The sequence below is a fragment of the Proteus sp. PR00224 genome, from assembly GCF_016238105.1.
Classification (GTDB): domain Bacteria; phylum Pseudomonadota; class Gammaproteobacteria; order Enterobacterales; family Enterobacteriaceae; genus Proteus.
On sequence record NZ_JAEHQU010000003.1, the window covers coordinates 303,038 to 317,906 of the forward strand.

General features: G+C 39.2%; 13 protein-coding genes. 5 read left to right on the plus strand and 8 right to left on the minus strand.

The genetic code is table 11. The annotated features are described in order from the left end of the window. Window positions 1-170 precede the first annotated feature (170 nt). The 6 genes from cyoE to JEP71_RS07370 all read right to left on the minus strand — a co-directional run bounded on the left by cyoE (window position 171) and on the right by JEP71_RS07370 (window position 6,216). Window positions 171-1,055, minus strand: coding sequence for a heme o synthase (gene cyoE / locus JEP71_RS07345; RefSeq protein WP_100159245.1), 885 nt, complete (start codon window positions 1,053-1,055; stop codon window positions 171-173). Window positions 1,056-1,066: 11 nt separating this feature from the next. Continuing rightward, a complete protein-coding gene (locus JEP71_RS07350; RefSeq protein WP_006535101.1) occupies window positions 1,067-1,399 on the minus strand; it encodes a cytochrome o ubiquinol oxidase subunit IV in 333 nt (110 codons plus the stop codon). Further along, window positions 1,399-2,010 (minus strand): cytochrome o ubiquinol oxidase subunit III, encoded by a 612-nt coding sequence (locus tag JEP71_RS07355; protein WP_036932890.1) that lies wholly within the window; start codon window positions 2,008-2,010, stop codon window positions 1,399-1,401. Before JEP71_RS07355 ends, JEP71_RS07350 begins: the two co-directional genes overlap by 1 nt. Next, window positions 2,010-3,992 carry a cytochrome o ubiquinol oxidase subunit I gene (gene cyoB, locus JEP71_RS07360; protein WP_198619353.1) on the minus strand — a complete coding sequence of 661 codons (1,983 nt, stop codon included), beginning with the start codon at window positions 3,990-3,992 and terminating at the stop codon, window positions 2,010-2,012. The genes JEP71_RS07355 and cyoB overlap by 1 nt, the downstream gene beginning before the upstream one ends. A 4-nt stretch (window positions 3,993-3,996) precedes the next feature. Then, window positions 3,997-4,947 carry a cytochrome o ubiquinol oxidase subunit II gene (cyoA, locus tag JEP71_RS07365; RefSeq protein WP_109371710.1) on the minus strand — a complete coding sequence of 317 codons (951 nt, stop codon included), beginning with the start codon at window positions 4,945-4,947 and terminating at the stop codon, window positions 3,997-3,999. Between the two features lie 495 nt (window positions 4,948-5,442). After that, entirely contained in the window at window positions 5,443-6,216 is a 774-nt protein-coding gene (locus JEP71_RS07370; protein WP_442958806.1) for a nucleoside-specific channel-forming Tsx family protein, read from the minus strand. Window positions 6,217-6,568: 352 nt separating this feature from the next. On the opposite strand from JEP71_RS07370, the gene dbpA reads away from it, so the two are divergent. Continuing rightward, window positions 6,569-7,942 (plus strand): ATP-dependent RNA helicase DbpA, encoded by a 1,374-nt coding sequence (gene dbpA, locus JEP71_RS07375; protein ID WP_198626011.1) that lies wholly within the window; start codon window positions 6,569-6,571, stop codon window positions 7,940-7,942. Window positions 7,943-8,049: 107 nt separating this feature from the next. On the opposite strand, the gene ampG is transcribed toward dbpA, so the two are convergent. Then, entirely contained in the window at window positions 8,050-9,570 is a 1,521-nt protein-coding gene (gene ampG / locus JEP71_RS07380) for a muropeptide MFS transporter AmpG (RefSeq protein ID WP_198626013.1), read from the minus strand. Between the two features lie 56 nt (window positions 9,571-9,626). Next, window positions 9,627-10,205 carry a YajG family lipoprotein gene (locus tag JEP71_RS07385; protein WP_198619357.1) on the minus strand — a complete coding sequence of 193 codons (579 nt, stop codon included), beginning with the start codon at window positions 10,203-10,205 and terminating at the stop codon, window positions 9,627-9,629. 340 nt (window positions 10,206-10,545) lie between these two features. On the opposite strand from JEP71_RS07385, the gene bolA reads away from it, so the two are divergent. From bolA to clpX, 4 genes are all read left to right on the plus strand, one after another. Next, the gene (gene bolA / locus JEP71_RS07390; RefSeq protein ID WP_109371700.1) at window positions 10,546-10,860 is read left to right on the plus strand and encodes a transcriptional regulator BolA; all 315 of its coding nucleotides are present in this window, start codon (window positions 10,546-10,548) and stop codon (window positions 10,858-10,860) included. Window positions 10,861-11,181: 321 nt separating this feature from the next. Next, a complete protein-coding gene (tig, locus tag JEP71_RS07395) occupies window positions 11,182-12,486 on the plus strand; it encodes a trigger factor (protein ID WP_023580863.1) in 1,305 nt (434 codons plus the stop codon). Between the two features lie 257 nt (window positions 12,487-12,743). Next, the gene (gene clpP / locus JEP71_RS07400) at window positions 12,744-13,367 is read left to right on the plus strand and encodes an ATP-dependent Clp endopeptidase proteolytic subunit ClpP (RefSeq protein WP_100159251.1); all 624 of its coding nucleotides are present in this window, start codon (window positions 12,744-12,746) and stop codon (window positions 13,365-13,367) included. A 146-nt stretch (window positions 13,368-13,513) separates the two neighbouring features. After that, window positions 13,514-14,785, plus strand: a complete 1,272-nt coding sequence (gene clpX / locus JEP71_RS07405; RefSeq protein WP_023580862.1) for an ATP-dependent protease ATP-binding subunit ClpX — start codon at window positions 13,514-13,516, stop codon at window positions 14,783-14,785. Window positions 14,786-14,869 lie beyond the last annotated feature (84 nt).

Genomic DNA, 14,869 nt, shown 5'->3' on the forward strand with positions numbered 1-14,869 from the left:
TACCTCGTATTACTGATATCCCCATTGTAATGGCATTTCTTAGTGAGGTTAATCAATAAATGGGATACAAAAAAGACAAAACTGTACTGATATTATGTGAAGTCATAAAAGAGATAAAAAAAATACCAGTCAGAAGGCTGACTGGTATTTGGGTTACTTTAGTAAATACATTATCTTAGATACGCAAGAACCGCTTCTGTTGAGCTTGTTGGATCAACAGACATCATTACGCTTAATGAAGTGATTGCGACAATAGAGAAAATAAATAATTTTCGTGCCCACACAATATCATTGGTTGCTTTGTAACCAGATAAAGCCATGCCTAACCACCAAATACTAACGGCTGAAGCTACAATCAGGTATTTATAACCCGCGTAACCGACTAATGTCAGCATTAAGGTTGCAATCATAAACGCCAGAATATAGAGAATGATATGACGTTTAGCTACTGAGATCCCTTTAATCACAGGTAATACAGGGATATTTGCAGCTTGGTAGTCTTTAAAACGGAAAATAGCAATGGCATAAGAGTGAGGCATTTGCCACAAACTAAAGATAAGTAATAGGATTGCCGCGCCTGCATCAAATTCACCGCTAACGGCACAATAACCGATAACAGGCGGTGCAGAGCCAGATAAGCTTCCAATCAGTGTGCCATAAACAGATTTACGCTTCATATAGAGGCTATAAACCCCAACATAAATAATAAAACCGAATACAGCGATAAACATTGCAAGTGGGTTGGCTGCTACATAGAGCAGCACAACACCTGCAATACCTAAAACTGAGGCATAAATCAGGCTAATTTGAGGGTCAATTAATCCTTTAACTAATGGACGATTCTTCGTTCTTTCCATGATACGGTCAATATCACGGTCAATGTAGTTGTTAAAAACACAACCAGAAGCAACGACCAGAGACACCCCAAGTAGAGTCGCGAAAAATAGGGAGTAATCAATCTCACCCTTAGAAGCGAGAAGAAAACCACCTATTACAGAAATTAAATTTCCGAAAATAATTCCTGGTTTGGTGACTTGTAGGTATTGCTTAATCATAGCGACAACTCTTAATCCATCATCATATTGATGTTCAGGTTGTACATAATCCACAACGAGCCTACGACAACAATGCCGATAATAAGCAGTGTGAACAGGAATGCGACGACGTTCCAGCGCTCTTCTGATGACGTATTCATATGCAAGAAGCAGACTAAGTGAACCACAATCTGCACAACTGCCATACCGACAACAGTCCATAGAATTGTTGCTGGTGTCGCTGTTCCTTCCATCACCATCCAAAATGGAATAACGGTGAGGATAACAGACAGAATAAAGCCGATCAGATAAGACTTCATGCTGCCGTGGCTTGCGCCTGAAGGAGAAGTATTTGGATGACTCATTACATCGCTCCCATCAGATAAACTACGGTGAACACACAGATCCAGACAACGTCAAGGAAGTGCCAGAACAGACTTAAACAGCTTAAACGAGTGCGGTTAACTTCAGTTAAACCACGGCGTGATACTTGGATCATCATAATAACAATCCAAATTAAACCCGCAGTTACGTGAAGACCGTGCGTTGAAACTAATGCAAAGAATGCAGATAAGAATGCACTGCGATCTGGGCCATAACCTTCTGCTATTAGCTCATGGAATTCGTAAACTTCCATGATGACGAAACCTAAGCCGAATAAGAAAGTCACAAATAACCATAGATTAACTTGGCTAACGCTACCTTTATTCATGCTCAGCATAGCGAAACCAAAAGTGATACTACTAAATAGCAGTAAGAAGGTTTCAACTAAAACAAACGGTAAGCTAAAAATCTCTTTACCTGAAGGACCATCCGCAATCCCGTTAACAAGCACCGCATAAGTGGCGAATAAGCTGGCAAACAGGATAAGGTCGCTCATTAGGTAGATCCAGAAGCCGAAAACTTTCGTCGCTCCTGCATCGTGGTGCCCATGATGCTCATGGGCGTTTGTGTTATTTACAGTTTGAGTAGACATTATTTCACACCTGCTTTTTTCAGTTCTTCATAATGCTTATTCTCGATAGCTTCAATTTCAGGTACTTGGACATAGTAATCCACATCTGTATCAAAGCTTTTCACGATCCAAGTGACAATCATGCCAGCGAAACCAACGATAGCTAACCACCAGATATGCCAGATCATGGCAAAACCAAGGACTAAGCTAAATGCTGAAATAATCACACCCGCGCCTGTATTTTTAGGCATATGGATAGGTTCGTATTTAGCAGGGCGCTGATAAGCTGTGCCTTTTTCTTTCTGATCCCACCACTCATCACGAGTTTGAACATTAGGTTCAACGGCAAAGTTATAGAACGGAGCAGGTGAAGAAATTGACCATTCCAGAGTACGTCCACCCCATGGATCACCCGTTAAATCACGGTTTTGATCACGGTCACGGATACTCACGTAGATTTGAACAACTTGGCAAGCGATACCGATAGCAATCAGTGCAGCACCACCAGCAGCAACAAGCAGCATTGGGTTAAATTCTGGATTGATATTTTGGCTTAAACGACGAGTCATACCCATAAAGCCAAGAATGTACAGTGGCATAAAGGCCATAAAGAAGCCGATAAACCAGAACCAGAATGCACGGATACCCCATTTTTCATTCAGAGTGAAACCAAATGCTTTAGGGAACCAGTAAGTCATACCAGCGAAACAACCAAATACTACACCACCAATAATGACGTTATGGAAGTGAGCGATTAAGAATAAGCTGTTATGTAAAACGAAGTTTGCACCCGGAACGGCTAACAGAACCCCAGTCATTCCTCCAACAGAGAAGGTGATAAGGAAACCGATAGTCCACAGCATTGGGCTTTTATATTCGATACGACCTTGATACATCGTAAACAGCCAGTTAAAGATTTTAACCCCTGTTGGTATAGCGATGATCATCGTGGCGATACCGAAGAAGGCATTGACGTTGGCGCCAGAGCCCATGGTAAAGAAGTGGTGTAACCAAACGATAAATGACAACACGGTAATAACGACAGTTGCACCAACTAAAGAGGTATAACCGAATAACCGTTTTTTAGAGAATGTTGCTGTAACTTCAGAGAACACACCAAATACTGGCAGAACGAGGATATAAACTTCTGGATGACCCCAAGCCCATACAAGGTTGATGTACATCATCATGTTACCGCCCATATCATTGGTAAAGAAGTGCGTACCAAGATAGCGGTCTAAAGTTAACAGCGTAATAGTGACTGTTAAAATTGGGAATGCAGCAATAATTAGGACGTTAGTACATAAAGCCGCCCAAGAGAATACGGGCATTTTCATCATGCTCATACCCGGTGCACGCATACGCAGGATAGTCGCGAAGAAGTTAACCCCCGTTAGAAGCGTACCAATACCGGATATCTGTAAACTCCATATCCAATAATCGACCCCGACTCCTGGGTTATACTCCAAGCCAGAAAGTGGTGGATAAGCTAACCAACCTGTTTGTGCGAATTCACCAATACCTAAAGAAAGGTTGATTAGTACCACACCAACTACAAAGAACCAGAAGCTCAGTGAGTTAAGGAAAGGGAAGGCCACATCACGAGCACCAATTTGCAAAGGTACAACAAGGTTCATCAGACCCACAACGAAAGGTGTTGCCATGAAGAAAATCATGATAACGCCGTGTGCGGTAAAAATCTGATCATAGTGATGAGGTGGTAAGAAACCCGCTTCACCTGCGGAGGCAAGCGCTTGTTGGCTTCTCATCATAATCGCATCGGCAAAGCCACGGAACATCATGACCATTGCAACAATGATATACATAATACCAATTTTTTTATGGTCAACGCTGGTTAACCATTCGCTCCATAACCATTTCCATTTGCGGAAATAAGTTAAAGCGCCAACAACAGCAAGTCCACCAAGAACAATACCGAGTAAAGTGACTACGATAATGGGTTCATGTAGCGGGACTGCATCGAGAGTTAATTTTCCGAACATGCCTTTATTCCTCTGCTCCTGCATGCGCCGCATGGCTCATGTTCATATTCATTGTTGCATCAGCATGTGCTGTCTGATTGCCACTGGTGTGAGCGCCATGACCTGTGTGACCAAATTTAGAAATGGTCTCTTGGAATAACATTGGCTTCACGCTTGAATAGTAGGTCACTGGATTTTTCTGGCTTGGTTTAGCAAGTTCATTAAATGCAGCGGTCGTATTTAACGTATCTGACGATTGTTTGACTTTTTCAACCCACGCATCGAAACCGGCACGATCAGGTGTCGCAATCGCTGTAAATTTCATATCAGAGAAACCGTGTCCACTATAACTAGCTGACATACCTTGATATTCACCAGGTTCATTAGCAATTAAGTGTAATTTAGTCTGCATTCCTGCCATCGCATAGATTTGTCCACCTAAGCGAGGGATAAAGAATGAGTTCATGACAGAGTCAGAAGTGATTTTGAAATTAACAGGAACATTAGTAGGGAAAGCCAGTTCATTAACTGTTGCAATACCTTGTTCTGGATAGATAAATAACCATTTCCAATCCATTGAAACAACTTCAATGGTGACAGGTTTTTCTGTGGACTCTAATGGTTTGTAAGGATCAAGCTCATGGGTTGTTTTCCATGTAATCGTTGCCAAAATCACAATAATGATAATTGGCACAGTCCAAACGACAAGTTCAATTTTATTTGAGTGAGCCCAGTTTGGGCGATAGGTGGCTTTAGTATTAGATTCACGGTAGCGAAAAGCGAAAACAATCACCATCAGTATTACCGGTATCACAACAATTAACATTAAACCAAGCGCAATGAGGATTAATGTTTTTTGCTCAGCGCCGATAGCGCCTTTGGGATTCATTAACGCCATATCACAGCCACTTAATAGAAGAGCTGCAACTAATAGCGAAAGTGTCCCAATACTTTTTATGTATTTCATAAGTCTCATCCAACGACCCAAATGACAAAGGTTCTATTGTTGTTTCATCAGTATCAGTAAGGACATTTTACGGTAAGGTTGCGACAGTGTAAACAATTGTAATGGTAAGTAAGTGATTGGTTAGTCTTTTGTGTTAATGTGATCACAAGTAATCAAAATATTAAATAAATGTTAATTTAATTATTGCGTATTAACTATAATTTCATAAAGTACCATATTTTTAAAATAAATACATATTTTTACAAATAAAAATGCAGTAAAAAGTGTAAGAAAACGTATTCTGATTAAAAAATAACAAATTAGAGGTCGGAGGAGAGTTGATAGGTAAAATCCTTTTTATATTGATGTTTAATATCTATATTTGATGCTTGTTTGATTTTTTATATGGATAATTAGTGATTTGATGAATATTTATATCCAATGAGAAAGTTTTTCATTAAGTGATAAAAAAAGGTTACAGCGAATAAAAATGCTTTCGCTGTAATAAAAATTAACAATTAACGATCAAAAATTATATTTCAAGCTATATATAATGCCGTCTTGCAGAAAATCTTCGCCTAGCTTTTTATAAGCATAACGATATTGAATACCCGTAGTAATAGAGGTCGTTGGATGCCACCAAAAAGCTAAAGCGCCATTGAACCCATTTTGCCCGCCATTGCCGTAACGCTTATGACGGCTAAATTCCATTTCATGCCAATTGCTAATGCTAAACTTATGATCTCTAATGGAAAAATCATATCCAGCAACCCAACCAACGACGTAGCCATTATTTCCTGAATAATAAGTTTGATCGACATAATGAAGCGCAACGAATGGTTTAAACCATAAATTATCAATTTGTGTGTTATAGCCTAGACCGTAAAGCGTATTAACTTCATGGAAGTTGCCACCGTTCTCTTTTCCTGGAAGTGACCATGTGCCGTAAACATGCCCGTATAAATTAAAAGGACTTTCACCTAAATAAATACGGCTTGTTGCTTTAACGGTATAACGTTGATTATCACCCGGTTGTGTTTTCCGAGGATTAAATGGGTTTTCTAGATCAAAGAAGCCATAAAATTCGCCCCATGAAAAATTGACACCACCTTCAAGCTCTAAATAGGCAAAATCATCTTTATGAGAAGATTTCCCTGTTTTGTGTGTTGTATGAGAAGTCCAATCAAGATAATTGATACTGGTATTAGCGAAGCCACCTAAATAGCTAGCTTGAGCTGATAAAGAAAGTGTACTTGCGATGGTTAATAAAAATGTTTTTTTTATCATTATTAATCTCAATTAAATTTAATGAAATAAGTTCGCGATGAATTTGTTTTTTAATATGTTTTGAAACTATAAACTACTAAATTTAAATTTGTAGATCATAATTTTGAAATTAAGATCTATTTCTAGAATATTAAATTGATAATTAAAAGTAGGAATTTTAGTATTGTTTAGTTTATTTTTATTATTTTATCTTTTTTGAATGGATTGAGCGCTTAATAACTGGTTTTTTTGGCAAGGAAAAAAGAAATTAAAAGAAGAAAGAAAAATATGTAGTAAAAGTCGCGTAAAAATACCTCACGACACAGGAATAAAGGGATAGTATCATTAACCAATATTCGTTTTTATCTTACTTGGAATTTTCATTGTGACCTCATTTGCTGAACTTAACGCACTTCCTACTGAACAACTCGCTAACCTTAATGAATTGGGTTATCTCACTATGACTCCAGTTCAAGAAGCCGCTTTGCCCGCTATTCTTGAAGGAAAAGACGTTCGCGCTCAAGCAAAAACAGGCAGCGGTAAAACAGCTGCTTTTGGTTTGGGGCTTTTGCAACACATTGATGCAAAACAGTTTAATACTCAATCACTTATTTTATGTCCAACGCGAGAACTTGCTGATCAAGTTGCAAATGAGTTACGTCGCCTTGCTCGTTACCTTCCAAATATCAAAGTATTAACGCTGTGTGGTGGCGTTCCATTTAGTATCCAACGTGATTCATTAATACATGCTGCACATATTATTGTTGCAACACCAGGTAGATTGCTTGATCACCTAAAAAAAGAGACTGTCACTTTAGATGATGTGAAAACATTGGTATTAGATGAAGCAGACAGAATGTTGGATATGGGATTTTTTGATGATATCAACGATATTGTTTCTCGTATGCCAACGGAACGTCAAACGTTACTCTTTTCTGCAACTTGGCCAAATGAGATCGCAGCAATTAGCCGTAAAATTCAGCAAAATCCAGTAACTATTGAAATAAACTCTGTTGATGAACTTCCTGCTGTTGAGCAGCAGTTTTATGAAATATCTCGTCATGGAAAAATAGGATTGCTGCAAAAGCTGTTAAGTCGTGAGCAGCCTGCCTCTTGCGTTGTATTTTGTAACACAAAGCGAGATTGCCAAGATGTGTATGAAACACTGACAGAAAGCAACCAAAGTGTGCTTGCTTTACATGGCGATATGGAACAAAGAGAGCGTGACCAAACGCTGATTCGCTTTGCTAATGGGAGTTGTCGTGTATTAGTAGCAACAGATGTTGCAGCTCGTGGACTTGATATTAAAGCGTTAGAAATGGTGATTAACTACGAATTGTCGTGGGATCCTGAAGTGCATGTTCACCGAATTGGCCGTACAGCCAGAGCGGGTGAAAGTGGATTGGCGATTAGCTTTTGTGCACCAGAAGAAATTCAGCGTGCTAACGCTTTAGAAGAGATGCTTCATATGAAGATAAATTGGTTACCAGTACCTACTGGGCTACAAATTACGCCTCTTGAAGCAACAATGGCAACATTATGTATTGATGGTGGTAAAAAAGCCAAAATGCGCCCAGGTGATATTTTAGGCGCATTAACGGGTGATATGGGTTTCAATGGTGCCGATATTGGTAAAATTATGATCAACCCAACACATGCTTATGTTGCTGTGAAACAATCTATTGCAAAACAAGTCTGGAAACAGCTGCAACAAGGTAAAATCAAAGGTAAATCAGTCAAAGTTAGGTTATTTAGATAGTTCAACATTATTTAAATAGTCACTTACTGTTTTCTCTATTAAGAATACAAAAAGGACAGCTTAAGCTGTCCTTTTTTCTGACGAATATAGTGAAGAAAGCAACAAGATTAGTGTGTTGTTTTCTTAAGTGCTAAATAATCTAGGATTGTGCCAAAGACAAGGCTTACCGCACCAACAATAACACCATATAAAAAGAGTGTTGAAGCCCAAGAACTTAATCTATCAGTATCTATTGATTGAATAAAATCGACAGACTGGAACATTTCTAAAGTTGGTAGTGAATTTGTGATCACAAGAATTAAACTACAAAGAAAGAAAAGAACAGTCAGCATCAAACCATAAATAGCAAAACGGTATTGTTTAATAAACAAAGTTCTTCTAAGGAATTCACCTGTTTTTTGCGTATAAATAAGTGTGTTTTTCGAAATCAACAGCAAGATAAGACCGGGTACAGAAGCAACAATAGAAAAAAGGTAAAATGCTTCCCAACCATGGCTTTCAACATACCAGCCTGCAACTGGGCCAACATAAACACGACCAATCGCAGAGAGAGCCGAGAGCAACGCAAATTGTGTTGCTGAAAAGGAGAGATGACAAAGCGTCATTAAGAGGGCAACAAATGCTGCTGTTCCCATACCGCCACAGATATTTTCAAATGCAACTACTGCACCCATGCTATAAATACTTTGCTCAGAAATAGCTAAATACCAATAACCGATATTTGAACCGCCTTGCAAAATACCAAAAATCATCAGTGCTTTAAATAAACTCCAACGGCGCATTAATAAACCACCTAGTAATGCCCCAACAATCGTGGCGGCAAGCCCAAGTGTTTTATTCACTAATCCTACTTCACCAGCATCAAATCCAGCACCGCGGATCAGAAAAGTAGTACTTAAACTAAGGGCAAAGGCATCACCCATTTTATACAGCACAATAAGCAGTAAAATTAGCCAAGCATTATTACGAGAGAAGAACTCATATAAAGGTTCAATAACAGCTTCATAGAGTGTACGTGGCGGCTTTACGGCGGTTTCTGGCTCTTGGGCAAGTAATGTGGCAATAATACCAATACCCATTAAGGCAGCCATTAACCAGTACATGTTTTGCCAGCCAATATATTTATCCGCTAACCAAAGCGCCATTCCTCCAGAAACAAGCATTGCTATGCGATAGCCTAATACAGAAACTGCAGCACCAGTACCACGCTCATCGGCTTTTAAAATATCGGTTTTATAGGCATCAAAAACAATGTCTTGTGAAGCGGAACAAAAGGCAACAATGACAGCTAAAGAGGCAAGCCACCATAAATGGTCGTTAGGATTTAAAAAGCCCATCCCTGCAATACCAAGCACTAACCCTATTTGAGTGAGCAACATCCATCCTCGGCGTCGACCAAGAAAAGATGGGGTATAGCGATCCATAAAGGGTGACCAGAGGAATTTAAAAACATAGGCTTGTCCCACCAATGAGAAAAAACCAATGGTTTTTAAATCGATATCTTCTACTGTCATCCAAGCTTGTAATGTACCCGCTGTGAGTGCCAGAGGTAATCCAGAAGTAAAGCCAAGTAATAGAAGAATAAATGATTTATACCAAGTGGTTTGTTTGAAGGTGGGCTGAACCATGCAAAAATTCCTTTCAACGACCTGTTTGAGATAACAGGTCGTTTATTCTAATAAAATTAACGGGCGTTAGATTTGATAAATTGACTGACTGAAGCGTCTTTTGCCATATCGCTAACGAGTTCACTTAAGACATTGTTAATCGCTGCGGCAATTTTCTCATTAGTTGCACCAAATGGACCTTGAACATTGTAGCTAGTACGGAATGTTTTGGTATTAGAACTGCCATTCGGTAAGGTGACGATAACTGAAATATCCGCTTTTGCACTGATATTATGACGAACACTTCCTTCACCCACATCTGCACTGAGTTTATTGATAACAATAATCACATCAGCAGAAGCAGGAGAACCCATCATAAAACCACGCGCTGCCATTTGCTTTTGTAGAACTTCTTGCATTAAAAATGCAATGTCACGAGATGGAACAAGGATATCTAATTTACCGTTACGGTTGATTTCCGCTAGATTTTTTGATGCACGTTTGTCTTGGCTTGAAATATTCAGTGAAATAGGGCGCATCGTAGGGTCAGCCGCAGGAACTGACATCGTGGGCTCAATAGATAATTTGTTACTAGGAGTTGCACAACCTGAAAGCAGTGTTAATGCAAAAACAGCACAGAGTAAATTTTTAATCATGAGGTAATCTCGGTTAAATATGTCTGTTGTGTTAACAAGTAGAATAGGCTTCAAACTTTAGCCTATCATACCACTGCTGGTAGGTTGCTAATATCCCCTTAACGAACGAAATTATCTGATTTTATCAATTGATTTTATTTCAAATTACTCTCATTTTTGCTCATGTATTTGACAATATTCGGTCAATGGTTTTACTCAAGATGAAAAATAAGCGATTATCATCAGCAAAATTAAAAAGAATAAGCCCATCATTTTGTATTGATAACGACTAAATCGATATAGTCTGGTTGACTTGTTTTTGGTTTGCCGTGGTATAAAGGCTAGAGTATTAGGGGCAGAGATGATCCGTGATGATATTGAGAATAAGCTGATTTCACGCTTTTCACCGCATTTTTTACAAGTAATAAACGAAAGCCATCGCCATAATGTGCCCGAAGGCTCTGAAAGCCACTTTAAAGTCATTATCGTTTGTGATGATTTTAATGAGAAACGTAGTGTTTCGCGCCATCGTGATGTGTACCAAACATTAGCTCATGAAATGGAAAATGGTGTTCATGCATTAGCATTACACACTTTTACTTTGAGCGAATGGAATGAACAGCAGGATAAAGCATTGCGTTCTCCTGGGTGTCGTGGCGGAAGCCAAGAAGATTAACAACCTTATCGTTAATCGTGAGTAAATAGATCCTAAGATGCGTATTTTTTGTTCTTTATAGAGGGAAAAAGGGGTGAGTTGCTCGATTTTATGAAAAAATTGAGGAATAAAACGGCTCTTTCTCGACTCAACCCCTCTAGATCGTTATAATGTCGCGTCTAATTTTCAGTAAGGTTTCGGGATGCTTCTGATATCAGGGATCCTCGTTTTTTTAAATGTGGCGGCCCCGGTTCTGAAAGGAAAATAAACCTAAACATGTCAATATCATGTTAGTTTCCTTTAAAGTAGACCGAGCACTAAAACTTATTTTGAGGTAACAAGATGCAAGTTTCTGTTGAAACGACTCAAGGCCTAGGGCGTCGTGTCACAATCACCGTACCAGCCGCTGATATCCAAACTGCTGTAGACAGTGAACTGAAAAAAGCTGCTAAAACTGTTCGCATTGATGGTTTCCGTAAAGGTCACGTTCCAATGTCAATGGTTAAACAGCGTTACGGTATGTCAGTGCTGAATGATGTTCTGGGTGATCTGATGCAGCGTAATTTCATTAACGCTATCATCGAAAACAAAGTAAACCCAGTTGGCGCGCCTGACTACAAACCAGAGCAATACAAAGAAGGTGAAGACTTTGTTTACTCTGTAGAATTCGAAGTTTTCCCAGAAATCGAACTGAAAGATCTGGAAAGCATTGAAGTTGTAAAACCTGTTGTTACTGTTAAAGACGAAGACGTTGATAACATGTTAGAAACACTGCGTAAGCAACAAGCAGAGTGGAAAGACAAAGACGGCGAAGTTGCAGCAGAAGATCGCGTAACTGTTGATTTCAACGGTTCTATTGACGGTGAAGAATTTGAAGGCGGAAAAGCTGAAGATTTCGTACTGGCAATGGGTCAAGGTCGTATGATCCCAGGTTTCGAAGAAGGCGTTATCGGTCATAAAGCTGGCGAAGAATTCACAATTGATGTGACTTTCCCAGAAGATTACCACGCTGAAAACCTGAAAGGTAAAAAAGCACAATTCGCTATCAACCTGAAAAAAGTTGAAGAGCGTGAACTGCCAGAATTAACTGAAGAGTTCATCAAGCGTTTTGGTATTGCTGATGGTTCTGTTGATGGTTTACGTGCTGAAGTACGTAAAAACATGGAACGAGAACTGAAAAATGCAATCCGTACTCGTGTTAAATCACAAGTTATCGATGGCTTAGTTAAAGCAAACGAAGTTGACGTACCAGCAGCCGCTGTTGACAGTGAAATCGAAGTTCTGCAACGTCAAGCAGCTCAACGTTTTGGTGGCGACGAGAAACAAGCTCTGCAATTACCTCGTGAACTGTTCGAAGAACAAGCTAAACGTCGTGTAATCGTTGGATTACTGTTAGGTGAAGTGATCAATAGTAATGAACTGAAAGCAGAAGACGACCGTGTGAATGCACTGATCGACGAAATGGCTTCAGCTTATGAAGATCCATCAGAAGTTGTTGAGTTCTACAACAAGAACGAACAACTGATGAATAACATCCGTAATCTTGCGTTAGAAGAGCAAGCGGTAGAAAAAATCTTAGCAAATGCTAAAGTAACTGAAAAAGAAACTAACTTCACTGAACTGATGAACGAAGTTCAAATGGGTTAATTCTTAACCGCGAATATCGGTTTTAAGCAAAAACCCGTGGTTTTTACCACGGGTTTTTTTCAGTTTGTATATATTTATCAAATTTTGCCTTGAAATTTGAGCGATTATCTCCAGATAATTCTATATTCTCTTTATCACTCCTCGCGAGGCGCCTTGAATGTCTTGTGAGAGATTAGATCATTAGAAATGGTCATGATCAATTATCTCAAGTAAAATTGTTGTCATTGGCACCAATAAGAATGCAATAGGAGACAGACATGTCATTTAACGACACACAGGAACAATTCGCACCTAATATGGCTCTGGTGCCGATGGTTATAGAGCAAACTTCGCGAGGAGAGCGTTCTTACGACATTTACTCACGTTTATTAAAAGAACGTATTATTTTCCTGACTGGCCAAGTTGAAGATCACATGGCTAATCTTATCGTTGCTCAAATGCTATTTTTAGAAGCAGAAAACCCAGAGAAAGACATCAACCTGTATATCAACTCACCAGGTGGCGTGATTACCGCGGGTATGTCTATTTATGACACCATGCAGTATATCAAAGCAGATGTGAGCACCATTTGTATGGGACAGGCGTGTTCAATGGGCGCTTTCTTATTATCTGCTGGTGCGAAAGGTAAACGTATTTGCTTACCTAACTCTCGTGTGATGATCCACCAACCATTAGGTGGTTTCCAAGGTCAAGCAACAGATATTCAAATTCATGCTCAAGAAATTTTGAAAGTAAAATCCCGTATGAATGAGCTAATGGCTCAACATACAGGTAAATCTATTGAAGAAATAGAAAGAGACACTGAGCGTGATCGTTTCTTATCCGCTAACGAAGCGTTAGAATACGGATTAGTGGATAAAGTCTATACTCAACGTAGCTAATCATTACACGTTGTAATAGCAATTGAATTAACACGTTTCCTTTGTTATAGAATCGCGCAAAGGAAACGGCTATTAATATCTCTATGTAAAAAGTCTTTCTTCTTCTTATTAATTGAATAAGAAGAATAACTAAGTGAGGTTGACTGATGACAGATAAGCGCAAAGATAGCTCAGGGAAGCTTCTGTATTGCTCTTTCTGCGGTAAAAGCCAGCATGAAGTAAAAAAATTGATCGCTGGTCCGTCGGTTTATATCTGTGATGAATGTGTCGATCTTTGTGTTGATATCATTCGTGAGGAAATAAAAGAACTGGCGCCTCATCATGAACGCAGTGAATTGCCAACGCCACATGAAATCCGTAAGCACCTTGATGACTATGTTATCGGTCAGGAATTGGCTAAAAAAGTTTTGGCTGTTGCCGTTTATAACCACTATAAACGTCTGCGTAATGGCGATAAAGCCAATGGTGTTGAGCTGGGAAAAAGTAATATTTTGCTGATTGGTCCTACTGGTAGCGGTAAAACGTTATTAGCAGAAACATTAGCACGCTACCTTGATGTTCCTTTTACTATGGCAGATGCCACAACGCTGACAGAAGCGGGTTATGTGGGTGAAGATGTTGAAAACATCATTCAAAAACTGCTACAAAAATGCGATTACGATGTGCAAAAAGCACAACGTGGTATTGTTTATATTGATGAAATTGACAAGATCACCCGTAAATCTGAAAACCCATCAATCACTCGTGATGTGTCTGGTGAAGGTGTACAGCAAGCATTATTGAAATTAGTTGAAGGCACTGTGGCTTCTGTGCCTCCTCAAGGCGGGCGTAAGCACCCACAACAAGAGTTTTTACAAGTTGATACTTCTAAAATCCTCTTTATTTGTGGTGGTGCATTTGCTGGGCTCGATAAAGTTGTCGCACAACGTTTAAATACACATTCAGGTATCGGTTTTGGTGCAGAAGTTAAAAGCCAAAAAGAGAAAGCTAGCGAAGGTGAATTATTAGCTCAAGTTGAGCCAGAGGATCTGATTAAATTTGGTCTTATCCCTGAATTTATTGGTCGTTTACCTGTTGTTGCAACACTCGGCGAATTAAACGAAGAAGCATTAATCCAAATCTTACAAGAACCTAAGAATGCACTGACTAAGCAATATCAGGCATTATTTAAATTAGAAGGTGTAGATTTAGAATTTCGTAAGGAAGCGCTGACTGCGATTGCGAAAAAAGCCATGGTACGTAAAACAGGTGCGCGTGGTTTACGTTCGATTGTTGAAGCAGCATTACTTGATACGATGTATGACCTTCCTTCATTTGAAAATGCAGAAAAAGTGGTCATTGATGAAGGCGTTATTAATGGAAAATCTGAGCCACTGATTATTTATAGTCAGCTAGAAAACCAAGCGTCTGGTGAATAATACATCGTAATTTGGCAATGTCTCTTGTCTGACATTATCTAGTTTTCTCTCAAAATAAGAGGGAAATTTAAGATAAGGCGCGCC